Source organism: Stenotrophomonas sp. STEN225 (genome assembly GCF_056756445.1).
Window position 1 is genome coordinate 301873 of record NZ_JBRRBV010000001.1, and the last position, 21760, is coordinate 323632.

Consider the following 21760-nt stretch of genomic DNA (forward strand, 5'->3'; position numbering starts at 1 on the left):
GTGGGTGCCGAGGGCGGGCCTATTCCGCGGTGGCCGTATCGCCCTGCAGGCGCAGGGTGGCCATCATCCCCAGGCGCAGTCCAGGCAGCTCGCCGTCGGCCGGCAGCAGGATGGGCTGCTGGCGGATGCCGCCGAAATGCTTGACCTGGAACAGCACATCCAGACCGTGACCGCTGGCGCCGCCGGCACCGGAGGCTGACGCTTCCGCCCGGCCGCCCGGGCTGCGCCGGGCCGGCTGGAAGCCCGGCGTAGCGCGCACCAGTTCCACCGTGCCGGCGGAAAAATCGCCTGCGATCACACTGGGCAGGCCTTCGGCGGTCGCGCTGATCCAGGCCATGAGATCGCTGGTCTGGTGCTGGCGGGCCGCCGCTTCATCCGGCTCCGGGCGCAGGCGTGTCACGTAGACATTGACCAGGGCCTCGCCCAGCCGCAGCCGCATCATGCCCGCCGCGCTGAACGTACCGGGCGGGTGCAGCAGGGTCACGCCATCCTCGCTGACCGGCAGCCGCGTCAGCATCGCATTGCCGTGCCGCAGCGGCTGGCTGGGCGGGTCGGCCGTGACGAAGTCGCAGCTGTAGCGCAGCCGGTTGGCCAGCCAGCAGGCCGGGTTGCGCCCCTGCTGCTGCCGTACCTGCTGCACCGAGATGACGTCCGGCTGCAGCTCGGTCAACAGCTGCGCCACCTGTTCGCGGCGTTGCTTCCATTGCGCATCGTCCCGCCCGGGCAGTTCCAGGGCCGCCACGGTCAGCTGCCGGGCCTGCGCGTCGAGGGTCGCGGTGTCCGCGGCCTGCGGCCGCGCCGGTGCCGGCAATGCAAGCAGCAACAGGCAGCAGCCGAGCAGGGGGCGGACGAGGACGAGGGCGCGCATAACGATAAGTTTACGCTTTTGTCGTGCAGGTGCCGTGACTTCCGGCAGGGCACCGGTACCGCCTGCCATGGATCGGCGGCGCTGTCATGCAGCCCCGCAGCGTGCTTCCAGCCCGCAGGTTCCGGTAACCTTGCGGCTTTCGCTTTGCAGGAATGCCTTACAGGATGAGCCACGACGCAGTCGCCCCCATCGCCGGCCAGGGAAAGATGCCGCGCCAGATCCCGTACATCATCGGCAATGAGGCCTGCGAACGGTTCAGCTTCTACGGGATGCGCAACATCCTGGTGCAGTTCCTGATCACCTCGCTGCTGCTGCAGGAAATCACTGCGGAAGGCCGTGCCGGTGAAGCCAAGGACATCATGCACAGCTTCATGATCGGCGTGTACTTCTTCCCGCTGCTGGGCGGCTGGCTGGCCGACAGGTTCTTCGGCAAGTACCACACGATCCTCTGGTTCAGCCTGGTCTACTGCGCCGGCCACCTGTGCCTGGCGCTGTTCGAGAACAGCCGCCAGGGCTTCTTCCTCGGCCTGGGCCTGATCGCGCTGGGTGCCGGTGGCATCAAGCCGCTGGTGGCCTCGTTCATGGGTGACCAGTTCGACCAGAGCAACAAGCACCTGGCCAAGCTGGTGTTCGATGCCTTCTACTGGATCATCAACTTCGGCTCGCTGTTTGCGTCGCTGCTGATTCCGCTGGTGCTGAAGAACTGGGGCCCGCAGTGGGCGTTCGGCATTCCGGGCATCCTGATGTTCGTGGCGACCTTCGTGTTCTGGCTTGGCCGCAAGCGCTACGTACTGGTGCCGCTGCCGCCGAAGGACCCGCATTCGTTCGCCAACGTGGCGCGCACGGCGCTGACCGCGCGGGTGGCGGGCCAGGGCCGTCCGGGCCTGGCGATCGCCGTGGCCGGCCTGGTGCTGGCGGTGGCATCGTTCGGCCTGGTCGGCTCGTTGGGCATCGTGATCTGCCTGTGCCTTGCGCTGGTGGCGATTCTGGCCGGTGTTGGTGGCGGCACCTGGCTGCAGCTGGACCGCGCCCGCGCGCAGCATCCGGCCGAAGCCGTGGAGGGCGTGCGTTCGGTGCTGCGCGTGCTGGTGATCTTCGCGTTGACCACGCCGTTCTTCTCGCTGTTCGACCAGAAGGCCTCGACCTGGGTGCTGCAGGGACAGCAGATGCAGATGCCGAGCTGGTTCACCGCCTCGCAGATGCAGGCGCTGAACCCGCTGCTGGTGATGATCCTCATCCCGTTCAACAACCTGGTGCTGTACCCGGCCCTGCGCCGCTTCGGCTTCGAGCCGACCGCGCTGCGCCGGATGACCGCCGGCATCGCCTTCAGCGGCCTGGCCTGGATCGTCGTCGGCAGCATCCAGGTGGTGATGGATGGCGGCAATGCCATGTCGATCTTCTGGCAGATCCTGCCGTACGCGCTGCTGACCTTCGGTGAGGTCCTGGTGTCCGCGACCGGCCTGGAGTTCGCCTACAGCCAGGCGCCCCAGGCGATGAAGGGGGTGGTGATGAGCTTCTGGAACCTGACCACCACCATCGGCAACCTGTGGGTGCTGCTGTCCAATGCGGCCGTACGCAACGAAACGGTGACCCACCAGATCGCCGGCACCGGCTTGAGCGAGGCGGCGTTCCTGATGTTCTTCTTCGCCGGCTTCGCCTTCATCGCGGCGTTGGCCTTCGGTTGGTACGCGAAACGCTATCGTATGGTCGACAACTACCGCGCTGCCTGAGCCTGACATGACCCCCGTCAATCTGCTGTTGATCGCCATCACCGCCATCCTGTCATGGAGGGCGTTCAACCACCGCGCGCTGGCCGACCGCCTGATCCTGTGGCCACCGGCCATCGACCGCCACCGCCAGTACGACCGGCTGGTGACCTATGGATTCATCCACGCGGACTGGTCGCACCTGATCTTCAACATGATCACCCTGTTCTTCTTCGGGGGATTCATCGAGAGCGTGATGGTGCAGCTGACCGGCAGCTACCTGACCTATCCGGCGTTCTACATCGGCGCGCTGGTGGTCTCGATCCTGCCGAGCTACCTGAAGAACCAGAAGAATCCGAACTACCTCAGCCTGGGGGCTTCGGGTGCGGTGTCGGCGGTGCTGTTCGCCTTCATCCTGATCAAGCCGTGGTCGATCATCCTGGTGTTCTTCATCCCCGCACCGGCCATCGTGTACGCCGCGTTCTATGTCGGCTACAGCATCTGGATGGACAAGCGCGGCGGCGACCGCATCAACCACAGCGCGCACCTGGCCGGCGCGGCATTCGGCGTGATCTTCATGCTGGCCATGCAGCCGAGCATCTTCACCCACTTCCTGCGCGAACTGTCCAACCCGACCTTCCGCCTGGGCGGCGGTTGAGGGGCTGGGGCCGGATCTGCTGGATCCGACCCCGGGGCAGGGCCCCCGCTCGTGGTCAGGCCCGGGTCTGCTGGCCGTAGGTGTCCAGCAGGCGGGCGAAGACTTCCTCGCCGATACGCTGGAAGGCCTGCTCGTCGGTCTGGCCTTCCACGGCGAGCTGGAGCAGGCCCTCCAGCAGGGCGCGGTCGGTATCGGAATGGGAATCGCTGGGGTGCATCGGGGGCCTCCACGGCAGTCGCACGGTCTACGGTCGCAAGGGCCGTGCCAGCGTGGCCGGACCCCTCCGCAGGCGATAGCGGCCGCGGGCGCTCCAGCTTTAGGGTCGCAAACTGACGTGGAGGGCCTGGACTTGCCCCTGTTCAGGCTTCACGCGATCATGGCGCCCGGCTGCGCACCATCCACGCAGTCGCCGCAGGAGACAGTCCCATGGCTTCGGTCACGCCCCCCGGTCTGGCCTACGAGGTCGATCACGACCAGGCCAACCATCGCTTCACTGCCCGTGTGCGTGGACAGGTGGCGGTGCTCGATTACCAGATCAAGCGCAGACGCATGGTCATCACCCACACCGAGGTGCCCGAGCCGATCGCCGGCCGGGGCATCGCCGGCGAGTTGACCCGCGTGGCGCTGCGGTTCGCGCGGGAGCAGAAGTACAAGGTCGTGCCGGCGTGTGCCTACGCCGAGGCATTCCTGCAGCGGCATGAGGAGTATCACGACCTTCTGGCGGGATGACGCCAGCGGGCTACGCTTAAGCCAGGGCGGGCGATGATGGATGAACATGAACAGGGGATCCCGATGAAGATTGGAAACAACCGGCTGCTGCGCGGAAGCGTGCTGGCCGGTGTGGCAGGCGTGCTGTTGCTGGCGGGCTGCCAGCGTGAAGCCGAAACCCCGGCACCGGTGGCCGACGCGGCGCCGGCGGTCGATGCCTCCGCCACGGGCGAGGCGCCCGCTGCGGAAGCACCGCTCGACCTGCGCGACGTGATCGAGAACAACGAACGCGAGGTGGTGGGCATCAGCTATCCGGCAGGCATCGACCGTTATCCGGGCCTGGCGCGTGCGCTGCAGGACTACGCCACCACGGCCCGCAGCGAGCTGCAGCAGGCGCTCGATGGGCTGGGCAACGACAAGCCGACCATGCCCTACGAACTCTCGCTGAGCTTCGAGAAGGTGCTGGAGACGCCGCAGCTGGTGGTGTTGAGTGCCGATGGCAGCCGTTACACCGGCGGCGCCCACGGCGAACCCCTGGTGGCACGTTTCGTCTGGCTGCCGGAGCAACAGCAGATGCTCAGCGCCGACAAGCTGGTGACCGACAGCAAGGGCTGGAAGGCGATCAGCGATTTCGTCGCGGACCAGCTGCGCGAGCGCGTGGCGACACGCCTCAGCGGCGAGGACATGGAGCCGGCCGAGCTGCAGGAGTCGCTGCGCAATGCATCGCGCATGATCGCCGATGGCACCGGCCCGCAGCCCGACAATTTCAGCCAGTTCCAGCCGCTGACCGACGACAAGGGGCAGATCACCGCGCTGCGCTTTGTTTTCCCGCCCTACCAGGTGGGTCCATACTCGGATGGAACGCAGACCGCCGATGTGCCGGCGGCGGTGCTGTTGCCGCACGTGGCCAAGGATTACGTGGAGCTGTTCGCACGCGGTTGAGCGCAGACGAGGAGGGGGCGTGGATACAGGGTTGCAGGAGCGGGTCAGCGGCCTGCTCCAGGAAGCCGGGGTCCGCATTGGCGGCTCCCGGCCACAGGACATCCAGGTACATGATCCGAGGTTCTTCGCACGGGTCATGGCGCACGGTTCGCTCGGCCTGGGCGAGAGCTACATGGATGGCTGGTGGGACGCCAACGTCCTGGACGAATTCCTGGTCCACCTCATGCAGGCGCATCTGGACGAACGGGTGCACGGCTGGCGGGAAGTGGCCGACGCGCTGAAGGCGCGCCTGTTCAACCTGCAGGCCGGGCAGGGAAGCTACGAAGTCGGCCGTCGCCACTACGATCTGGGCAACGATCTGTACCAGGCGATGCTGGGCCGGCGCCTGGTGTACAGCTGTGGCTACTGGCGGCAGGCCGATGATCTGGACGCCGCACAGGAAGCCAAGCTGGACCTGGTCTGCCGCAAGCTGGGATTGCGCCCGGGCCAGCGGGTGCTGGATATCGGCTGTGGCTGGGGCGAGGCCCTGAAGTTCGCTGCCGAACGCTATGGAGTCAGCGGGGTCGGTGTAACGATCTCGCAGGAGCAGGCGGAATTCGCGCGCGAGCTGTGCGCCGGTCTGCCGATCGAGATCCGCCTGCAGGACTACCGCGCGCTGGACGAACCCTTCGATGCGATCTTCTCGATCGGCATGTTCGAGCACGTCGGTGACAAGAACTACCGCAGTTTCTTCGAGGTGGCGCGGCGCTGCCTGTCGCCACGTGGCCTGCTGCTGCTGCACAGCATCGGGACCAACGTGTCGCGGCATCGTACCGATCCGTGGATCGCGCGCTACATCTTTCCCAACTCGATGCTGCCCTCCGCGGCGCAGATCAGCAGGGCGTTCGAGGGGCGGTTCGTGTTGGAGGACTGGCACAATTTCGGCACCGACTACGACCTGACCCTGCAGGCGTGGCGGCGCAACGTGGAAGCGGCGTGGCCCCGGCTGGATGCGCGCTATGACGAGCATTTCCGGCGGATGTGGCGCTTCTATCTGGCCGGTTCGATGGCGACCTTCCGTTGCCGGCACGCGCAGTTGTGGCAGCTGGTGCTTTCGCCGGAAGGTGTGCCGGGAGGCTATGTGGCGCCGCGATGAAGCCAGAGCGGGGTCAGATCCCTTTCGCAGAAAAGGGCTCTGACCCCAACCACAACGAAAAAACCGCCCGGTTTCCCGGGCGGTTCTGTTTTCAGCTCAGCGTACCGGCGATCAGTTGCCGGTGCCGGTCAGGCCACGCTTCTCCAGCAGCGGTTCGATCTGCGGCTCGTGGCCGGCGAAATCGCGGAACAGCTGCATCGCGTCGACGCTGCCGCCACGCGACAGCAGGGTAGCGCGGAAGTGGTCGCCGTTCTTGCGGCTCAGGCCACCGTTCTCGCGGAACCACTTCTGGGTGTTGGCGTCCAGCACTTCCGACCAGATGTAGGCGTAGTAGCCGGCCGAGTAGCCGCCCATGATGTGGCTGAAGTACGGGGTCTTGTAACGCGGCGGAACCGGTGCGTAGTAGATGCCGTCCTTCTCCAGCGCGGCGCGCTCGAAGGCCATCACGTCCTTGGCGGCCGGCACCTGGTCCGGGCCGATCTGGTGCCAGCGCTGGTCCAGCATGGCCGCACCCAGGTACTCGGTGGTGGCGAAGCCCTGGTTGAACTTGGCCGCGGCGATCACCTTGTCCAGCAGTGCCTGCGGCATCGCCGTGCCGTTCTGGTAGTGCTTGGCGTAGTTCTTCAGGATGGCGCTGTCATCGGCCCACATCTCGTTGACCTGCGAGGGGAACTCGACGAAGTCACGCGGCACCGAGGTGCCCGAGAAGTACGGGTACTTCACGTTCGAGAACATGCCGTGCAGGGCGTGGCCGAATTCGTGGAAGGTGGTCGTCACCTCATCCCAGGTCAGCAGGGTCGGCTGGCCGGCCGGCGGCTTGGGGATGTTGAGGTGGTTGGCCACCACCGGCTTGAAGCCGGTCAGCTTCGACTGCGAGACATACGAGTTCATCCATGCGCCGCCGCGCTTGGAGGCACGGGCGTACGGGTCGAACAGGAAAATCGCCAGCTGGCTGCCGTCGGCGTCGAACACGTCGTAGACGGTGACATCATCGTGATAGACCGGCAGGTCGGTGCGCTGCTTGAAGGTCAGGCCGAATTCCTGGTTGGCGGCGAAGAACACGCCGTTCTCCAGCACGTTCTTCAGTTCGAAGTACGGCTTCAGCTGCGACTCGTCGAAGTTGTACTTGGCCTGGCGCACCTTCTCGCTGTAGAAGGCCCAGTCCCACGGCTCCAGCGCGAACGTCGGCTTGCCCGCGGCCTTCTGCTCCTGGTCGATCATTGCCTGCAGGTCGGCCGCTTCGCGCTTGGCGTTGGCCACTGCGGCCGGGGCCAGCTTGCCCAGCATTGCGTTGACCGCCTCAGGGGTCTTGGCGGTCTGGTTGGTCAGGTTGTACGCGGCGAAGTTGGCAAAGCCCATCAGCTTGGCCTTGTCGGCACGCAGCTGCATGATGCGCGAGACAATGGCGGTGTTGTCGAACTCGCCGCCGCGGCTGCCACGGCTGACCGACGCTTCATAGATCTTCTGGCGCAGGGCGCGGTTGGCCAGGTTGGTCAGGGGCGGCTGGCCGGTGGTGTTGAGCAGGGTGATCACATACTTGCCATCCAGGCCACGGGCCTTGGCGGCTTCGGCGGCGGCGGCGATCTGCTCCCTGGACAGACCATCCAGTTCCTTCACGTCATCAACGGTGATCGCCGAAGCGTTCACTTCCGACTGCACGTTCTGGCTGAAGCGGGTACCGAGGTTGGCCAGCTCGGCGTTCATTTCCTTCAGCTTCGCCTTGTCCGCGTCAGACAGCTTGGCGCCGGCGCGCACGTAGTTGTCATAGTACTTCTCGACCAGGCGCACGCCTTCGGCGTCCAGACCCAGCTGCGTGCGGGTGTCATACAGCGCCTGGATGCGCGCGAACAGCTTGCTGTTCAGGGCGATCGCATCGCTGTGCGCGGCGAACCTGGCCGAGTAGTCGGCCTGCAGCTTCTTGCGGGTGTCGTTGGTGTCCGCGCCGACCAGGGCGAAGAACACGGTGGTCGCGCGGTCAAGGATGTCACCGCTCTTTTCCAGGGCGATGATGGTGTTGTCGAAGGTCGGCTTGGCCTTGTTGTTGGCGATGGCCTCGATTTCCTTCAGCTGCTGCGCCATGCCGGCATCGAAGGCCGGAGCGAAGTCGCTGTCCTTGATCTTGTCGAACTGCGGATAGTGCAGTGCCAGCGGGCTTTCGGCGAAGAACGGGTTGGCCTGCTGTGCGGTGGTGCTGGCAGCCGGGGTGGCGGCGCCGGCGGAATAGGCGGGCAGGGCAAGGCCGAGGGTCATGGCCACGGCAAGGGCAAGGCGGGTGGTCAAGGCGGTACTCCGGTAAGGCAGACAAGTGCCCGAGGTTAACCCGGGGTAATGGGATCGGGCTTGTGTCGAAAGGCATGGGCGGGGATACCATCGGAACCCCCCATTGCGGAGATCTGCCATGACCACTGCGTTCGATTTCGGTTTCACCGACCTGGACGGCCAGCCGCAGGCCCTGGAGCAGTACCGCGGCAAGGCGCTGCTGCTGGTCAACGTGGCCAGCAAGTGCGGTTTCACCCCGCAGTACGAGGGACTGGAGGCGCTGTGGCGCGAGTACGGCCCGAAGGGCCTGGTGGTGATCGGCTTCCCCTGCGACCAGTTCGGCCACCAGGAACCGGGCAATGCCGAGGAGATCCGCAGCTTCTGTGCGCTGACCTATGCAGTGGACTTCCCGCTGTCGGAGAAGATCCAGGTCAACGGCGACGGTGCACACCCGCTGTGGAAGTGGCTGAAGTCCGAGAAGACCGGCCTGCTGGGGCTGAGCGCGATCAAATGGAACTTCAGCAAGTTCCTGGTCGGACGCGACGGGCAGGTGCTGAAACGCTACGCGCCGACCGACAAGCCGGAAAGCCTTCGCGGGGACATCGAGAAAGCGTTGCAGTCCCGGCAGTAAGGGCTGCCGCTTCCCGCAGCAGCGCCGGACGCAGGCCCGGCGCTACGGGTCACTTCTCGACGAAGGCGCGCTCGAACACGTAGTGACCCGGCTGGCCGATGCGCGGGGAGACCTGGAAGCCACGGGCGTCGAGCACCGTGCGCAGGTCGGCCAGCATCTGCGGGCTGCCGCAGATCATCGCGCGGTCATTCTCCGGGCTCAGTTCCGGCAGGCCCAGGGTGCGCTGCATTTCCCCGCTTTCCATCAGCGAGGTCAGGCGCCCCTGGTTGGCGAACGGTTCGCGGGTGACGGCCGGGTAGTACAACAGCTTGTCGCCGATCATCTCGCCGAGGAACTCGTGCTCACGCAGGTCCTTCTCGAAATAGTCGCGGTACGCCAGGTCCTTCTCGTAGCGCACGCCGTGGCACAGGATCACCTTCTCGAAACGCTCGTAGGTCTCCGGGTCCTTGATGATCGACAGCCAGGGCGCCAGGCCGGTGCCCGTGCCCAGCAGGTACAGGTTCCTGCCGGGATGCAGATCGCTGATCAGCAGGGTGCCGGTGGGCTTCTTGCCTACCAGAACCTTGTCGCCGGGCTTGATGTGCTGCAGGCGCGAGGTCAGGGGGCCGTCCTGCACCTTGATGCTGAAGAACTCCAGCTGCTCTTCCCAGTTCGCGCTGGCGATGGAGTAGGCGCGCAGCAGCGGCCGGGCGTCGGTTTCCAGGCCGATCATCACGAACTGGCCGTTCTCGAAGCGGAAACCGCTGTCGCGGGTGAGGGTGAAGCTGAAGTAGGCATCGGTCCAGTGGCGGACCTCAAGCACCGTTTCGGCGCCGAAAGCGGAAGACATGGGCGTATCTGTTGGAAGTCGTCGGGGTAATTCTATCTCAAATGAGACAGGTTCTCATTAGGCGGAACGAGAGGCGTTCTCAGCGGTAGCCGGCGGCCTGCAGCTCGAACAGCTCGGCGTAGCGGCCGCCCTGGGCCATCAGCTGCTCGTGGGTGCCGCTGGCCTCGATCCGGCCATCGGCCAGCACCAGGATGCGGTCGGCCATGCGCACCGACGAGAAGCGATGGGAGATGAGTACGGCAGTGCGATTGTCCGCCAGTTCCCTGAACCGCTGGAATACCTCGAACTCGCTGCGCGCATCCAGCGCTGCGGTCGGCTCGTCCAGGATCATCACCTGCGCATTGCGCATCCACGCGCGGGCGATGGCGATCTTCTGCCACTGCCCGCCGGAGAGGTCCACGCCCTCCTTGAAGCGACGCCCGATCAGCTGGTCGTAGCCGCGTGGCAGCGACTCGATCACTTCCTGGGCCATGCCCCGGCGCGCGGCATCGGCAACCCGTTCCCGGTCCGCCATCGCCTCGACCTGGCCAACGCCGATGTTCTCGCCGGCGCTCAGGTTGTAGCGCACGAAGTCCTGGAAGATCACCCCGAGATTGGCGCGCAGGTCATCCAGGTCATAGTCGCGCAGGTCCCGGCCGTCGAGCAGGATGCGCCCCTCGTCGGGCTCGTACAGCCGTGCCAGCAGTTTGACCAGCGTGGTCTTGCCGGCACCGTTCTCGCCGACCAGTGCCAGCACTTCGCCGGCATGCAGCTGGAAATCGAGGTGGCGGACGGCCCATTGCTCGGCATCGGGATAGCGGAAGCCGACGTTCTCGAACACGAAGCCCTGGCGGATGGGCTGCGGCACGGCTGCGGCGCCCTCGCGCGAATGGATCTCCGGCTGGATCTGGAAAAACGAGAACAGATCGTCCAGGTACAGGGCCTGGCTGGCCACCTGCGAGAAGCCGATCAGCAGGCCCTCCAGCAGCTGGCGCAGGCGCAGGAAGCTGCCGGCGAGGAAGGTCAGGTCGCCGATCGAGAAATCGCCGCGCACCGTGCGCCAGGCGATGTAGGCGTAGGCGGTGTAATAACCCAGCGTGCCCAGCGCGGCCAGCAGGGTGCCCCACAAGGCACGGCGCCGGGCCAACGCCCGGTTGGCCCTGAACAGCGCCACCGACAGGCTCCTGTAACGCTCCACCAGGAAGCGGTGCAGGTTGTAGATCTTCACTTCCTTGGCCGTCTCCACGCTGGCGCCGAGCTGGCGCAGGTAGTCGAGCTGGCGGCGCTCGGGCGTCCATTGGAAATTCAGGCTGTAGCCGGCGGCGTTGAAGTGCGATTCGCCGATGAAGGCAGGCACCAGGGCCAGCGCCAGCAGCAGGATCAGCCACGGCGCGTAGACCAGCAGGCCCACCGCCAGGCTGACCACCGTGATGGCGTCCTGCACCTGGCCGAACAGCTGGCTCATCAGGTTCATCCGGCCCATCGTCTGGCGTCGTGCGCGGTCCAGCTTGTCCTGCAGGTCCGGATCCTCGAAGTCCTCCAGATCCAGCGTTGCGGCGTGCTCCATCAGCCGGATGCTGGTGGCGTTGGCGAACAGCTCCGACAGCAGGGCATCGGCGTAGGCCACCATCCGGCCCAGCAGGTCGGAGACGATGGCCAGGCCCAGCTCCAGGGCCAGCAACCCGAGCAGCGGATTGAGCAGGCCGCTGGCCAGGGCCTCGCCCAGCGGCGGAAAGCCGGCGTCGTGCCGGCTCAGCTGCAGCGCGCTGTCGATGATCAGCTTGCCCACATACAGCATGGCGACCGGCAGCAGGGCACGGATCAGGCGCAGCCCCAGGCTGACCAGGGTCAGTGCGGGGCTGGTCTTCCACACCAGCCGCAGGAACGGTGGCACGTTGCGCATCGCATTGAAGCGCTGGCGCAGGCTGGGTTTCTTTTCGGCTGAAGGCATGTCGCCATTGTGCGCGCCGGAGCCGTGGCGAAGGCATGAATGCGACGCCCGCAGGGAGCGCGCGTCAGCGCGCCACCGGTGCGGAGCCGCGCTGGGCGAGGCCCCGCACTCTTGTGGATCAGGGCAGCGGCGGCAGCAGGCCGGCGCCGAGGCGGTTCCAGGCGTTGATCACCGCGATGCCCATGCTCAGGTCGCTGATGCCCTTCTCATCGAAGTGCGGTGCCAGCGCATCGAACGCTGCCTGCGATGGCGCGGCGTCGGTGAGCCGGGTCAGGGCCTCGGCCCAGCCCAGCGCTGCGCGCTCACGCGCATCGAAGAAGCGGCTTTCGTGCCAGGCGGGCAGGGTGTCCAGCTTGCGCGGCTCGATGCCACTCTTGCGCAGCGCCGTCCCGTGCATGTCCATGCAGTAGCCGCAGCCGTTGAGCTGCGACACGCGCAGGAACACCAGTTCCATCAGGGTCGGATCGATCGAACTGTCATGCACTGCCTGGCTGGTATCGAGCAGGCCCTTGAAAGCCTTGGCGGCCAAGCGGGTATAGGGAACGCGGGGTGAGGCGGGGTTGGACATCGTGGGCTCCACGGCGGCCCCGATGGCCGCCTTCCCTTACCAGGACGCCGCCGCGTCTGCGTGCGTGACAACCGCTGGCAGTTTTTCCGGATTGAGCACGCTGTACAGGCGCGCGATGCGGCCATCGATCACCTCGATGGTGGTGACCGAATGCAGGCGATCGCCGTCGAAGCCCAGGATCGCCGGCTCGCCGTTGACGTAGCCCAGCCGGGCCGGGTGCGTGCCGCCGCGGCGGGCAATGGCCCAGAACAGGCGGCCGATGCGTTCGGCACCCCGCAGCGGGCGCACCGCTGCGGTGACCACGCCGCCTCCATCGGAGACCATCAGCGCGTTGGCATGCAGCAGGGCCTGGATCGCCTCGCTGTCGCCACGCTGCGACGCATCCATGAAGCGTGCCAGCAACTGCCGGTGCTGGCCGGCGTCGGCATTGAAGCGCGGCCGGCCGGCTTGCAGCCGCTGCCGGGCCCGGTGCACCAGTTGCCGGCAGTTGGCCTCGCTGTGGCCGATCAGGTCGGCGATCTCGCGATAGTCGTGGTCGAACGCTTCCTTCAGCAGGAACGCGGCGCGTTCCTCCGGGCCGAGCTGTTCAAGCAGGGTCAGGAAAGCCACCGATACATCATCAGCCAGGGCATGCAACTGGGCCGGGCCGGGCGCCGGGTCCGGCTCCAGGGTGACCGCCATCGGTTCAGCCAGCCACGGGCCCACGTAATGCGCGCGCTCGCGCTTGGCCGCACGCAGACGGTCCAGTCCCAGGCGCGTGGTGGTGGTGACCAGCCATGCCTCGGCATCGCGGACGCTGGCCGGGTCGGCGCCGGACCAGCGCAGCCAGGCGTCCTGGACGACGTCCTCGGCGTCGGCGCGGCTGCCCAGCAGGCGGTAGGCGAGGGCCATCAGGCGCGGACGGTGGGTCTGGAAGGCGGTTTCGGCGTTCATGCGGGCAAGGACGCCGCAGCGGGCAGGGGCGTGACAAGGGCTTGGGGTCAGAACCCTTTCCCCGGGAAAGGGTTCTGACCCCATAGACTCTACCCGCAGCCGGGGAGGGGGTAAAATGGGCGGATTACCCCCGCCAGCCTCGAGCAAGCGAGCAAGCCGTGACATCGATCAAGCAGGAAGACCTCATCCAGTCCATCGCCGACGCGCTGCAGTACATCTCGTACTACCACCCGGTCGACTACATCAAGAATCTCGCCGCTGCCTACGAGCGCGAGGAGTCGCCGGCCGCGAAGGAGGCGATGGCCCAGATCCTGATCAATTCGCGGATGTGCGCCGAAGGCCATCGTCCGATCTGCCAGGACACCGGCATCGTCACCGTGTTCCTGGAAATCGGCATGGATGTGCGCTGGGACGACGCCACCATGGGCGTGGAAGACATGGCCAATGAAGGCGTGCGCCGCGCCTATCTGCATCCGGACAACAAGCTGCGTGCTTCGGTGCTGGCGGATCCGGCCGGCAAGCGCATCAACACGAAGGACAACACCCCGGGCGTGGTCAACGTCAAGGTCGTGCCGGGCAACAAGGTGGATGTGATCGTGGCCGCAAAGGGTGGCGGCTCGGAAGCCAAGACCAAGTTCGCCATGCTCAATCCGTCCGACTCCATCGTCGACTGGGTGCTCAAGACCGTGCCGACCATGGGGGCCGGCTGGTGCCCGCCGGGCATGCTGGGCATCGGCATCGGCGGCACTGCGGAGAAGGCCATGCTGCTGGCCAAGGAAGCGCTGATGGAGCCGATCGACATCACCGAGCTGCAGGCCCGTGGAGCGTCCAACCGGATCGAAGAGCTGCGCCTGGAGCTGTACGAGAAGGTCAATGCGCTGGGCATCGGCGCCCAGGGCCTGGGTGGCCTGACCACGGTGCTGGACATCAAGATCAACGATTACCCGACCCACGCGGCCAACCTGCCGGTGGCGATGATCCCGAACTGCGCCGCGACCCGCCACGCGCACTTCACCCTGGATGGCAGCGGTCCGGTGATGCTGGATCCGCCGTCGCTGGAGGACTGGCCGAAGCTGACCTACGACGCCTCCAAGGGCACCCGGGTGGACCTGGATACGATCACCCCGGAGGAGGTGGCCAGCTGGAAGCCGGGCCAGACGCTTCTGCTCAACGGCAAGCTGCTGACCGGCCGCGACGCCGCGCACAAGCGCATGGTTGACATGCTCAACAAGGGCGAGGAACTGCCGGTCGATCTGAAGGGACGCTTCATCTACTACGTCGGCCCGGTCGATCCGGTGCGCGATGAAGTGGTCGGTCCGGCCGGGCCGACCACGGCAACGCGCATGGACAAGTTCACCCGCCAGGTGCTGGAACAGACCGGTCTGCTGGGCATGGTCGGCAAGGCCGAGCGCGGCCCGGCTGCGATCGAGGCGATCCGTGACAACAAGTCGGCGTACCTGATGGCGGTCGGTGGCTCGGCCTACCTGGTGTCCAAGGCGATCAAGGCGGCCAAGGTGGTCGGGTTCGCCGATCTCGGCATGGAAGCGATCTACGAGTTCACCGTGCAGGACATGCCGGTGACAGTGGCGGTCGACTCCACCGGCGAATCGGTGCACAAGACCGGCCCGCGCGAATGGCAGGCCCGCATCGGCAAGATTCCGGTGGTGGTGGAGTAAGCGCGGCACACGTTTGGTGGCAAACGGCGCCTGTTGGCGCCGTTTGTCGTTTAACGAGCCGGCACGGAACATCTGCTAGTTTCCATGCGACTCGAACCGGGAACGTTCATGCCGCTGTTACGGAACTTCGCGCTTGCCGGGCTGTTCGCACTGGTCGGCTGCAGCAGCACCTCCTCCTCGTATGAAGGAGCGGATTTCAGCGCATCGGCGCAATGCCGCATGCAGTGCCAGGCCAGCCATCGCAGCTGCATGGCGCAGGCGGACAGCCTGGGCAGTCGGCAGAGCAGCTGCGAACAGCAGATGGCTCCGGCTGCCGACAAGCGCTGCAAGGACATCGCCAATGCCGATCTGCGCCGCTCGTGCGAACTGAAGGCGCATGACTGCACGCTGCGGCAGCCGATGATGAGCTGCGGCGAACGTCGCGACACCTGCATGAGCAGCTGCGGTTGAGCAGTGGCCGCCGGGCGGGCGCATAATCGCTGGCTCCACCCGCAACGGATCCCGCGCATGAGCACCACCCTGTATGGTTCGTCGAGTACCGCTTCGCTGGTCGTGCACTGGCTGCTGATCGAACTGGGCATCGAGCACGAACTGGTGCTGCTGGATTTCGACAGGCGCGAGCACAAGGCGGCGGACTACCTGGCGTTGAATCCGGCCGGGAGGGTGCCGACCCTGAGGATCGATGGCCTGCTGTTGACCGAGGCGGCGGCCATCGCACTGTACCTGGCCGACCGCCATCCCGAAGCGGGGTTGCTGCCGGCCGTGGGCACGCCCGCGCGGGGCGAGGCCTATCGCTGGATGTTCTGGTGCGCCAACACCCTGCAGCCTGCCTATCGTGCATGGTTCTATCCGCACGAAGCGGCGGGCGAGGCCTGCGTGGAGGCAACGCGTGCGATGGCCCGGCAGCAGCTGGAGGCGGCCTGGCAGCATGTGGCGGCGCACCTGCAGGCGCACGGGCCTTACCTGCTGGGCGACGCGCCCAGCGTGGTCGATTTCATGCTGGTGATGCTGATGCGCTGGTCGCGCAACATGCCCCGACCCACTGACACCTGGCCGGTGCTGAAGGCGCACGCAACCGCGCTGAAGGCGCGCCCCGCCTTCGCGGAAGTCTATCGACGCGAAGGCATCAGCGACTGGCGGTGATCGCCGGCGTTGAGCCGAGCGCGTGCCGCCGGGCATGGCCCGGCGCTGCCGGGTGGTGCGTCCGGGCTACAGGATCTCCAGCACCGTTTCCGGCGGGCGGCACAGGCGCGTGCCCTTGGCCGTGCGCACCACGGGCCGGTTGATCAGGCGCGGGTGCGTCGCCATCGCCGCCAGCAGGGTCGCCTCATCGGCCCCGGCCAGCGCAAGACCGGCAAACTCCGGTTCCTTGCTGCGCACCAGGTCGGCGGCGGCCAGCCCGGATTCGGCAAGCAGCTGGCGCAGGGTCGCCACGTCGGGCGGTGCCTGCAGGTACTCGATCACCTCCGGCTCGATGCCGGCGTCGCGGATGAGCTTCAGTGCGCCGCGCGAATTGCTGCACGCCGGGTTGTGCCAGATCGTCACGCCCATCAGAACCATTCCAGCAGCGACACGCCCACGCCCACGTAGGTGGCCTTGTGGTTGTAGTCGATCAGGCTTTCGCCGTATCCGTCGAAGACCTGGATGTGGCCGCGCAGCAGGTTGCTGATCGGGAAACCGTAGTCGAGCTGCAGGGCGCCATGCGAACGGTCGCCGGTACGCAGCGAATGGCGCGCCATCAGGGACACTTCGTGGCCATTGCGGTTCCAGATCAGGGTCGCGTCGCCGCGGCCCATGTAATCCTCGATGTCCGGGTTGTTGTCATCGCTGCGCGTTTCGGGAATGCGGTACCAGGGCCGCAGCACCAGCGCCCAGTTCTCGCGGTCCAGCCCGACGTTGAGCATCACCCGGTTCCAGCTGCGCGAAAGGGGATCGGCACGGCCGTTGGACTGATGGTTGAGGCTGATGCCGGTCATGCGTCCGCGCCAGCCACCAATCGAGTAGCCGTTGCGGAACACCATCATCACTTCCGGCTCGTAATTGGTCTCGCGGAACGGGCGCGAATTCTCGGCGTTGTAGGCCTGCCAGCGCGAGCTCTGGGTATAGCCGGCCCAGATGTCGCCGTTGTCGCCGAACAGGTTCTCGGCGATCTTGGTCTTGAAGCTGATCTGGAACTTCAGCTCGGCACTGTCCAGCGCCTGCGGCTCGGTCACGCTGTTGGCCGGATTCGGCGACTGCGGCATCTGGTTCTTGTCGCTGGTCCAGAACGCCGGCAGCAGGTACACCGGCTTGTAGGCCCGCAGCTGGAACGGTCCCAGCTTCGAGTCTTCCGCCAGTTCCCAGCGGCTGTCCAGCAGGGAACCGCGGCCTGCATTGGCCAGGGCGCTGTCGTCGGGGGCGGGGCGCAGCACATCGCCGACCCGCGCCCGCAGGTTCTCTTCGCCCTGGCTCAGGCGGGCGGCGCGACGCTGTTCGCGCAGCGCCTGCGCAGCCTGCTGCGCGGCGGCATCGGCTTCGGCAGTGGCCGGAGCGTTACGGCCGAACAGGCGGTCGTAGCACGACAGCCGGGCGGCGTCGGTTTCAATGGCCGCGCAACCGGCCGGCGTGGTGGTCGTGGCAGGCGCGATTTCCTGCGCGGCCAGCGGCGCGCTGGCCAGGGCAAGCGCCAACGGCGCCAGACGGGGGAACAACGGCGGGAGGGTCATTGCAGCAGGCCCTTCGGGATGACTACGGGAAGACGCACAGTGTGGCGGCTGCCCGCAGCAACGGCCAGCCCCATGGAGTTATGCCCGGCGCAGGTGTGCGCGTGGCGTGAAGATCGTGCGTTACAGGAACCAGGCGAACGCGAACAGGCCCAGCATCGCGATGACCATCGCCAGTTTCAGCGCCAGGCCCAGCAGGATGCCCAGCCAGGTGGCGAGGCCAACCTTGGTCGAGCGGCCCAGCTCGCGCGTGTGCCAGTACTCGCCCAGCAGAGCGCCGACCAGCGGGCCGGCGAACAGGCCGATGGGCATGAAGAACAGACCGGCGATGCTGCCGATGAAGGTGCCCCACAGCGCCTTGCGGCTGGCCCCGACACGCTGGGCCCCGACCACCGTGGCCAGTACATCGGCCAGCAGCGAAAGCAGGGTCAGCACGCCCAGTACCAGCAGGGTTGGCCAGCCGACATGGGTGAAGCCGTCGGCCCACGCTGCCAGCAGCAGGCCGACGAACACCAGCGGGACGCCGGGAAGTGCCGGCAGGACGATGCCGGCAATACCAACGAGGACAAAAATGACCGCTAGCAGATACAAGATGAATGAGAGGCCCATGCTGTCCCGTATGGTTGTCTTTTTGGGGTTGACAGTGAAAGATTTTGCCAGTTGCTTTTTCGTTTTGGCCGGGTTAAGTTGCAGTCGCTGAGCTTGGCAAGGTCACCGTGGATCGTGGCCTGATGAAGCAAGATCTTCCCGATCCGCTGCATCGATGCACCTCGCTTCCCCCTTGCTTGTCAGCCGCCCACAAGGCGTTTCCAACAACAAGAGAGAGTCATCAGGGAGTTAGTGAGATGTCCGAACGCGAGAACGGTACTGTCAAGTGGTTCAACGATGCAAAGGGCTTCGGCTTCATCAGCCGTGAAAACGGCGAAGACGTGTTCGTGCACTTCCGCGCCATCCAGACCCAAGGCTTCAAGAGCCTGAAGGAAGGCCAGAAGGTCACCTTCACCGTCGTGCAGGGCCAGAAGGGCCTGCAGGCCGACGCCGTGCAGCCGATCTGACCGGTCTGCAGCCGTCACATGAAAAAGGCCCGCGCAAGCGGGCCTTTTTCTTTGTCCGGGGCCGGCAGCGGATCAGCGCAGGATCACCCGGCCGTTGACCACGCGAACGTAGGTGTTTTCGCGGATGCCGCCCAGATCACGCTGGTTGACGACGATGGTGCGTCCGTCATCCATGCGCACGCTGATGTCATACGTATCGCTGGTCACGTTCTTCTGGATCTGGTTGCCGGCCAGCGCGCCACCCACGGCACCCGCCGCTGCGGCGATGTTCTTGTTGCCGCGGCTGCCGCCGGTGTGGTCGGAGATCTCATGGCCGGCAACCGCACCCACAATGCCGCCGAGGATCGCGCCGGTCGCGCTGGGCGCAGTGCGGCCGGACTGCACGGTGTTGATGCGGGTGACGATGCCGCAGTCGGCGCAACGGCCCTGGTTGTAGCCGGAGTTGTTGCCGTAGCCGCCGTTGTTGTACCCATTGTTGTAGCCGCCGCCGCCGTAACCCGGCGAGGTGGCGCAGCCGGCCAGGGCGAGGGTGGCGATGGCACTGGCGGCGATGAGCTGGATCTTCATGGGGCGTCTCCTGGCCGTGAAGGCGGATGTGTTGGGTGGTACTGCGTCATGCAGCAGGGTGCGCGAATCGTCTCCTTTCCAACGTGAACAAGACGCCAATCAACGCCGCCATGACCGGCTGCGGGATGAACGCTGTTCAACGGAAATCCTGATGGCAGGCGCGGCAGTCCGCCTGCAGCGTCTGCACCACCTGGGCCAGCGCGGTGCAGTCTGCCGGTGGCGTCGCCAGGGCGGCATTGAGGCCGGCCCGGTACTGGCTGGCATGCTGCTGGAACTGCGCGCTGTCCTTCAGGCCGGGGAAGGCCAGGTCCAGGTCGTTGGAGAGCAGGCGCAGCGTCTGCAGGCGCGGCACGCTGTCGGCCAGGCTGCAGCGGTTCTGCTGTTGAGCCTGCTGCAGCAACTGGGATTGCCGCTGCATCACCTGCATCAGGCTGTCCGGGAAGGGGTCACGGCGGGCCTGCAGGGCGCGGCCGACCATCACCGTGGCGATCAGGCCGATCAGCAGACCCAGCGCGAGCACGAACAGGTAGCGATAGGCGGAAGACGGCGGGCGAGGGGGGCTGGCGTTCATGGCGGGCTCTCCGGGTGTGCAACGGTAGGTTCGACCCGGCGTGCTGTGGACGCCGGCCGCTGCACGTTAAAATAGACCGATGAACGAACAGGTCAAACAACGCTTCGCCGGCATCGAACGGCTGTATGGCGTGGGTGCGCTCGAGCGCCTGCAGGGCAGCCGCGTAGCGGTGGTCGGCATGGGCGGGGTCGGCTCGTGGGTGGTCGAGGCGCTGGCGCGCTCGGCGGTCGGCCATCTCACCCTGATCGATGCGGACGACATCTGCGTGTCCAACACCAACCGGCAGCTGCCGGCGATGGAGGGCAATTACGGGCGCAACAAGGCCGACGCCATGGCCGAGCGCTGCCGGGCGATCAACCCGGAACTCGATGTCGACGCGGTGCAGGCGTTCCTGACCACCGCCAACATGGCGGAACTGCTTGATCGTCGCTTCGATCTGGTGATCGATGCCTGCGACAGCTTCCGGGTCAAGGTGGAGACCATCGCCTGGTGCCGCCGCCGCAAGCTGCCACTGCTGACGGTCGGCGCCGCGGGTGGCCGCACCGATCCGACCCTGGTACGCATCCGCGATGTCTCGCGCACCGAGCACGACGCGATGCTGGCGCTGATCCGCAAGAAGCTGCGCAGCGAGTTCAACTTCCCCAAGAACGCCAAGCGTTACTTCGGCGTGCCGGCGGTGTACTCGCTGGAGAATGTGAAGTATCCGCAGGCCGATGGCAGTGTCTGCGGCCTCCGTCCCAACCTGGGGGCGGACGCTGCGCTCAAGCTTGATTGCGGCGCAGGGCTGGGGGCAGCCACCCATATCACCGGTGCCTTCGCCTTTGCCGCCGTCGGCAAGGCGCTGGAAATGCTGCTGGAGCCGAAGAGGGTCAAGTCCGAATCCGTTGAGGCTTGACCGGTAGCGCCGGGCCATGCCCGGCGAAACGGCGATCAGGCGGCCGGCAGCGCGAACAGCCGCCGCGCGTTGTCGGTCGTGGTCCTCGCTACCGTCTCCAGGTCGGTCTGCCGCAACGCCGCGACGTGGCGCGCGATGATCGAGAGGCGTGCCGGCTCATTGCGCTGCCCACGGATGGCCGCGTCGGGCTGATCGGGCGCGTCCGTTTCCAGCAGCAGCTGCTCCAGCGGCATCTCCCGGACCAGCCGTTGCAGGCGCTGTGCCCGTTCGTAGGTCAGGGGGCCGCCCAGACCCAGCAGGAAGCCCTGCCGATGCAGCTGTGCCGCCTGCTCCGGGCTGCCGGAGAAACTGTGCACCACGCCGCGCAGGCCACCGATGCGGCGGATCGCTGCGATCACCGCATCCACGGCCCGACGCGCATGCACGATCACCGGCAGGTCGAAGTCGCGCGCCAAGCGCAGCTGGCCGGTGAAATAGGTCTGCTGCGCCTCCGCATCCAGGCCTTCCACGAAATAATCCAGGCCGCATTCGCCGATCGCCCGCGGACGCTCACGCTCGATCCATTCCCGCAGCAGCGGAAGGTGCCCGGCGCGATGCTCGGCAAGAAACATCGGATGCAGCCCGTACGCGGGGTACAGGCCGGGTGCCTGCTGGCAGACCTCGCGCAGCTTCGGCCAGCTGGCGGCGGTGACGGCCGGCACGACCTGGAACTGCACCCCGGCCGCGCGCGCGCGCTCGATCACGGCGGCACGGTCGGGGTCGAACTCGCCTGCATCGAGATGGCAATGGCTGTCGACCAGCACGCTCAGCGCTGCTCCAGCGGTGGCGGCGTGCGGGTGCCGCGGCTCTTCCAGTTGGCCAGCAGCAGTGTGCCCAGGCCCAGCACCAGCTCATCGACGAAGGGAAGCGGATCGGGAATGAACAGGGTCAGCGCGAACAGCCCTGCCGTGAGCTTGAACAGCGTGGGGTAGCGCAGCCGGCGCGCCCATTGCAGTACCGGCAGCAGCATCGGGTTGGCCATGGCGGGATCCTCCTGGTGAATATGCAAACGCTACCACGGGCCCAGCATTTCCCGATGCTGAATGGGTTACGGCGACGAGCAGGAAATGTGGAGATTCCGTTCAGGG

Annotated in this window: 25 protein-coding genes; 11 read left to right on the plus strand and 14 right to left on the minus strand. The window is 66.5% G+C overall.

Annotated elements, in window-relative coordinates:
* Positions 1-19: 19 nt before the first annotated feature.
* On the minus strand, positions 20-868 hold the full coding sequence (locus ACVOJ1_RS01445) for an endonuclease/exonuclease/phosphatase family protein (protein ID WP_053516904.1): 849 nt from the start codon (positions 866-868) through the stop codon (positions 20-22).
* Between the two features lie 164 nt (positions 869-1032).
* On the opposite strand from ACVOJ1_RS01445, the gene ACVOJ1_RS01450 reads away from it, so the two are divergent.
* Together ACVOJ1_RS01450 and ACVOJ1_RS01455 are read left to right on the plus strand one after the other, a co-directional pair.
* Positions 1033-2598, plus strand: a complete 1566-nt coding sequence (locus ACVOJ1_RS01450) for a POT-type proton-dependent oligopeptide transporter (protein ID WP_346479909.1) — start codon at positions 1033-1035, stop codon at positions 2596-2598.
* Positions 2599-2605: 7 nt separating this feature from the next.
* Positions 2606-3232, plus strand: a complete 627-nt coding sequence (locus tag ACVOJ1_RS01455) for a rhomboid family intramembrane serine protease (protein ID WP_053516907.1) — start codon at positions 2606-2608, stop codon at positions 3230-3232.
* A 55-nt stretch (positions 3233-3287) separates the two neighbouring features.
* Here the strand turns inward: ACVOJ1_RS01455 and ACVOJ1_RS01460 are convergent, their stop codons facing one another.
* Positions 3288-3449, minus strand: a complete 162-nt coding sequence (locus ACVOJ1_RS01460) for a hypothetical protein (RefSeq protein WP_164972342.1) — start codon at positions 3447-3449, stop codon at positions 3288-3290.
* A gap of 209 nt (positions 3450-3658) precedes the next feature.
* Here ACVOJ1_RS01460 and ACVOJ1_RS01465 point away from each other — a divergent pair, with 209 nt between their 5' ends.
* From ACVOJ1_RS01465 to cfa, 3 genes are read left to right on the plus strand one after another with little or no spacing between them, the layout of a single operon-like run.
* Positions 3659-3961: a GNAT family N-acetyltransferase gene (locus ACVOJ1_RS01465; RefSeq protein WP_053516908.1), complete on the plus strand. Its 303-nt coding sequence runs from the start codon at positions 3659-3661 to the stop codon at positions 3959-3961.
* Between the two features lie 36 nt (positions 3962-3997).
* Entirely contained in the window at positions 3998-4882 is an 885-nt protein-coding gene (locus tag ACVOJ1_RS01470) for a DUF3298 and DUF4163 domain-containing protein (protein ID WP_481558691.1), read from the plus strand.
* Positions 4883-4901: 19 nt separating this feature from the next.
* Positions 4902-6017 carry a cyclopropane fatty acyl phospholipid synthase gene (cfa, locus tag ACVOJ1_RS01475; RefSeq protein WP_346479911.1) on the plus strand — a complete coding sequence of 372 codons (1116 nt, stop codon included), beginning with the start codon at positions 4902-4904 and terminating at the stop codon, positions 6015-6017.
* 111 nt (positions 6018-6128) lie between these two features.
* Here cfa and ACVOJ1_RS01480 read toward each other — a convergent pair whose 3' ends face one another.
* Positions 6129-8297: a M3 family metallopeptidase gene (locus ACVOJ1_RS01480; protein WP_053516910.1), complete on the minus strand. Its 2169-nt coding sequence runs from the start codon at positions 8295-8297 to the stop codon at positions 6129-6131.
* Between the two features lie 118 nt (positions 8298-8415).
* Here ACVOJ1_RS01480 and ACVOJ1_RS01485 point away from each other — a divergent pair, with 118 nt between their 5' ends.
* The gene (locus ACVOJ1_RS01485; protein WP_065181959.1) at positions 8416-8907 is read left to right on the plus strand and encodes a glutathione peroxidase; all 492 of its coding nucleotides are present in this window, start codon (positions 8416-8418) and stop codon (positions 8905-8907) included.
* A 49-nt stretch (positions 8908-8956) separates the two neighbouring features.
* Here ACVOJ1_RS01485 and ACVOJ1_RS01490 read toward each other — a convergent pair whose 3' ends face one another.
* From ACVOJ1_RS01490 to ACVOJ1_RS01505, 4 genes are all read right to left on the minus strand, one after another.
* Positions 8957-9736, minus strand: coding sequence for a ferredoxin--NADP reductase (locus tag ACVOJ1_RS01490; RefSeq protein ID WP_053516913.1), 780 nt, complete (start codon positions 9734-9736; stop codon positions 8957-8959).
* 79 nt (positions 9737-9815) lie between these two features.
* A complete protein-coding gene (locus ACVOJ1_RS01495) occupies positions 9816-11666 on the minus strand; it encodes an ABC transporter ATP-binding protein (RefSeq protein ID WP_346479912.1) in 1851 nt (616 codons plus the stop codon).
* Between the two features lie 118 nt (positions 11667-11784).
* Complete coding sequence (locus ACVOJ1_RS01500) at positions 11785-12234, minus strand: carboxymuconolactone decarboxylase family protein (protein ID WP_065181961.1); 450 nt, start codon at positions 12232-12234, stop codon at positions 11785-11787.
* Positions 12235-12270: 36 nt separating this feature from the next.
* Positions 12271-13167 (minus strand): RNA polymerase sigma-70 factor, encoded by an 897-nt coding sequence (locus ACVOJ1_RS01505; protein WP_053516916.1) that lies wholly within the window; start codon positions 13165-13167, stop codon positions 12271-12273.
* A 158-nt stretch (positions 13168-13325) separates the two neighbouring features.
* On the opposite strand from ACVOJ1_RS01505, the gene ACVOJ1_RS01510 reads away from it, so the two are divergent.
* From ACVOJ1_RS01510 to ACVOJ1_RS01520, 3 genes are all read left to right on the plus strand, one after another.
* Complete coding sequence (locus ACVOJ1_RS01510; RefSeq protein ID WP_065181962.1) at positions 13326-14843, plus strand: fumarate hydratase; 1518 nt, start codon at positions 13326-13328, stop codon at positions 14841-14843.
* A 108-nt stretch (positions 14844-14951) separates the two neighbouring features.
* Positions 14952-15293 carry a hypothetical protein gene (locus tag ACVOJ1_RS01515; RefSeq protein ID WP_065181994.1) on the plus strand — a complete coding sequence of 114 codons (342 nt, stop codon included), beginning with the start codon at positions 14952-14954 and terminating at the stop codon, positions 15291-15293.
* Positions 15294-15350: 57 nt separating this feature from the next.
* On the plus strand, positions 15351-15986 hold the full coding sequence (locus ACVOJ1_RS01520; RefSeq protein WP_065181963.1) for a glutathione S-transferase family protein: 636 nt from the start codon (positions 15351-15353) through the stop codon (positions 15984-15986).
* A 66-nt stretch (positions 15987-16052) separates the two neighbouring features.
* Here ACVOJ1_RS01520 and arsC read toward each other — a convergent pair whose 3' ends face one another.
* The 3 genes from arsC to ACVOJ1_RS01535 form a co-directional block, all read right to left on the minus strand.
* Positions 16053-16394: an arsenate reductase (glutaredoxin) gene (arsC, locus tag ACVOJ1_RS01525; protein WP_111187118.1), complete on the minus strand. Its 342-nt coding sequence runs from the start codon at positions 16392-16394 to the stop codon at positions 16053-16055.
* Positions 16394-17548, minus strand: a complete 1155-nt coding sequence (locus tag ACVOJ1_RS01530) for a phospholipase A (RefSeq protein ID WP_164152661.1) — start codon at positions 17546-17548, stop codon at positions 16394-16396. The genes arsC and ACVOJ1_RS01530 overlap by 1 nt, the downstream gene beginning before the upstream one ends.
* Positions 17549-17668: 120 nt before the next feature.
* On the minus strand, positions 17669-18154 hold the full coding sequence (locus tag ACVOJ1_RS01535) for a DUF456 domain-containing protein (protein WP_065181965.1): 486 nt from the start codon (positions 18152-18154) through the stop codon (positions 17669-17671).
* Positions 18155-18390: 236 nt separating this feature from the next.
* Between ACVOJ1_RS01535 and ACVOJ1_RS01540 the strand changes: the two genes are divergently transcribed.
* The gene (locus ACVOJ1_RS01540; protein WP_053516923.1) at positions 18391-18600 is read left to right on the plus strand and encodes a cold-shock protein; all 210 of its coding nucleotides are present in this window, start codon (positions 18391-18393) and stop codon (positions 18598-18600) included.
* Between the two features lie 72 nt (positions 18601-18672).
* Here the strand turns inward: ACVOJ1_RS01540 and ACVOJ1_RS01545 are convergent, their stop codons facing one another.
* A complete protein-coding gene (locus ACVOJ1_RS01545; RefSeq protein WP_053516924.1) occupies positions 18673-19167 on the minus strand; it encodes a glycine zipper 2TM domain-containing protein in 495 nt (164 codons plus the stop codon).
* Positions 19168-19303: 136 nt separating this feature from the next.
* Positions 19304-19738 carry a hypothetical protein gene (locus ACVOJ1_RS01550; RefSeq protein WP_065175471.1) on the minus strand — a complete coding sequence of 145 codons (435 nt, stop codon included), beginning with the start codon at positions 19736-19738 and terminating at the stop codon, positions 19304-19306.
* A 79-nt stretch (positions 19739-19817) separates the two neighbouring features.
* Here ACVOJ1_RS01550 and ACVOJ1_RS01555 point away from each other — a divergent pair, with 79 nt between their 5' ends.
* On the plus strand, positions 19818-20633 hold the full coding sequence (locus tag ACVOJ1_RS01555) for a tRNA threonylcarbamoyladenosine dehydratase (RefSeq protein ID WP_053515341.1): 816 nt from the start codon (positions 19818-19820) through the stop codon (positions 20631-20633).
* Between the two features lie 35 nt (positions 20634-20668).
* Here ACVOJ1_RS01555 and ACVOJ1_RS01560 read toward each other — a convergent pair whose 3' ends face one another.
* Both ACVOJ1_RS01560 and ACVOJ1_RS01565 read right to left on the minus strand, forming a co-directional pair.
* A complete protein-coding gene (locus ACVOJ1_RS01560; protein WP_065175469.1) occupies positions 20669-21442 on the minus strand; it encodes a TatD family hydrolase in 774 nt (257 codons plus the stop codon).
* Positions 21439-21654: a DUF6116 family protein gene (locus ACVOJ1_RS01565; RefSeq protein ID WP_053515346.1), complete on the minus strand. Its 216-nt coding sequence runs from the start codon at positions 21652-21654 to the stop codon at positions 21439-21441. The genes ACVOJ1_RS01560 and ACVOJ1_RS01565 overlap by 4 nt, the downstream gene beginning before the upstream one ends.
* Positions 21655-21760: the final 106 nt, after the last annotated feature.

Bases quoted from the DNA above. Each gene is read 5' to 3' on its own strand.
- ACVOJ1_RS01445 (WP_053516904.1), bottom strand. From the start codon at position 868: ATGCGCGCCCTCGTCCTCGTCCGCCCCCTGCTCGGCTGCTGCCTGTTG.
- ACVOJ1_RS01450 (WP_346479909.1), top strand. From the start codon at position 1,033: ATGAGCCACGACGCAGTCGCCCCCATCGCCGGCCAGGGAAAGATGCCG.
- ACVOJ1_RS01455 (WP_053516907.1), top strand. From the start codon at position 2,606: ATGACCCCCGTCAATCTGCTGTTGATCGCCATCACCGCCATCCTGTCA.
- ACVOJ1_RS01460 (WP_164972342.1), bottom strand. From the start codon at position 3,449: ATGCACCCCAGCGATTCCCATTCCGATACCGACCGCGCCCTGCTGGAG.
- ACVOJ1_RS01465 (WP_053516908.1), top strand. From the start codon at position 3,659: ATGGCTTCGGTCACGCCCCCCGGTCTGGCCTACGAGGTCGATCACGAC.
- ACVOJ1_RS01470 (WP_481558691.1), top strand. From the start codon at position 3,998: ATGGATGAACATGAACAGGGGATCCCGATGAAGATTGGAAACAACCGG.
- ACVOJ1_RS01485 (WP_065181959.1), top strand. From the start codon at position 8,416: ATGACCACTGCGTTCGATTTCGGTTTCACCGACCTGGACGGCCAGCCG.
- ACVOJ1_RS01490 (WP_053516913.1), bottom strand. From the start codon at position 9,736: ATGTCTTCCGCTTTCGGCGCCGAAACGGTGCTTGAGGTCCGCCACTGG.
- ACVOJ1_RS01495 (WP_346479912.1), bottom strand. From the start codon at position 11,666: ATGCCTTCAGCCGAAAAGAAACCCAGCCTGCGCCAGCGCTTCAATGCG.
- ACVOJ1_RS01500 (WP_065181961.1), bottom strand. From the start codon at position 12,234: ATGTCCAACCCCGCCTCACCCCGCGTTCCCTATACCCGCTTGGCCGCC.
- ACVOJ1_RS01505 (WP_053516916.1), bottom strand. From the start codon at position 13,167: ATGAACGCCGAAACCGCCTTCCAGACCCACCGTCCGCGCCTGATGGCC.
- ACVOJ1_RS01515 (WP_065181994.1), top strand. From the start codon at position 14,952: ATGCCGCTGTTACGGAACTTCGCGCTTGCCGGGCTGTTCGCACTGGTC.
- ACVOJ1_RS01520 (WP_065181963.1), top strand. From the start codon at position 15,351: ATGAGCACCACCCTGTATGGTTCGTCGAGTACCGCTTCGCTGGTCGTG.
- arsC (WP_111187118.1), bottom strand. From the start codon at position 16,394: ATGGGCGTGACGATCTGGCACAACCCGGCGTGCAGCAATTCGCGCGGC.
- ACVOJ1_RS01530 (WP_164152661.1), bottom strand. From the start codon at position 17,548: ATGACCCTCCCGCCGTTGTTCCCCCGTCTGGCGCCGTTGGCGCTTGCC.
- ACVOJ1_RS01535 (WP_065181965.1), bottom strand. From the start codon at position 18,154: ATGGGCCTCTCATTCATCTTGTATCTGCTAGCGGTCATTTTTGTCCTC.
- ACVOJ1_RS01540 (WP_053516923.1), top strand. From the start codon at position 18,391: ATGTCCGAACGCGAGAACGGTACTGTCAAGTGGTTCAACGATGCAAAG.
- ACVOJ1_RS01545 (WP_053516924.1), bottom strand. From the start codon at position 19,167: ATGAAGATCCAGCTCATCGCCGCCAGTGCCATCGCCACCCTCGCCCTG.
- ACVOJ1_RS01550 (WP_065175471.1), bottom strand. From the start codon at position 19,738: ATGAACGCCAGCCCCCCTCGCCCGCCGTCTTCCGCCTATCGCTACCTG.
- ACVOJ1_RS01555 (WP_053515341.1), top strand. From the start codon at position 19,818: ATGAACGAACAGGTCAAACAACGCTTCGCCGGCATCGAACGGCTGTAT.
- ACVOJ1_RS01565 (WP_053515346.1), bottom strand. From the start codon at position 21,654: ATGGCCAACCCGATGCTGCTGCCGGTACTGCAATGGGCGCGCCGGCTG.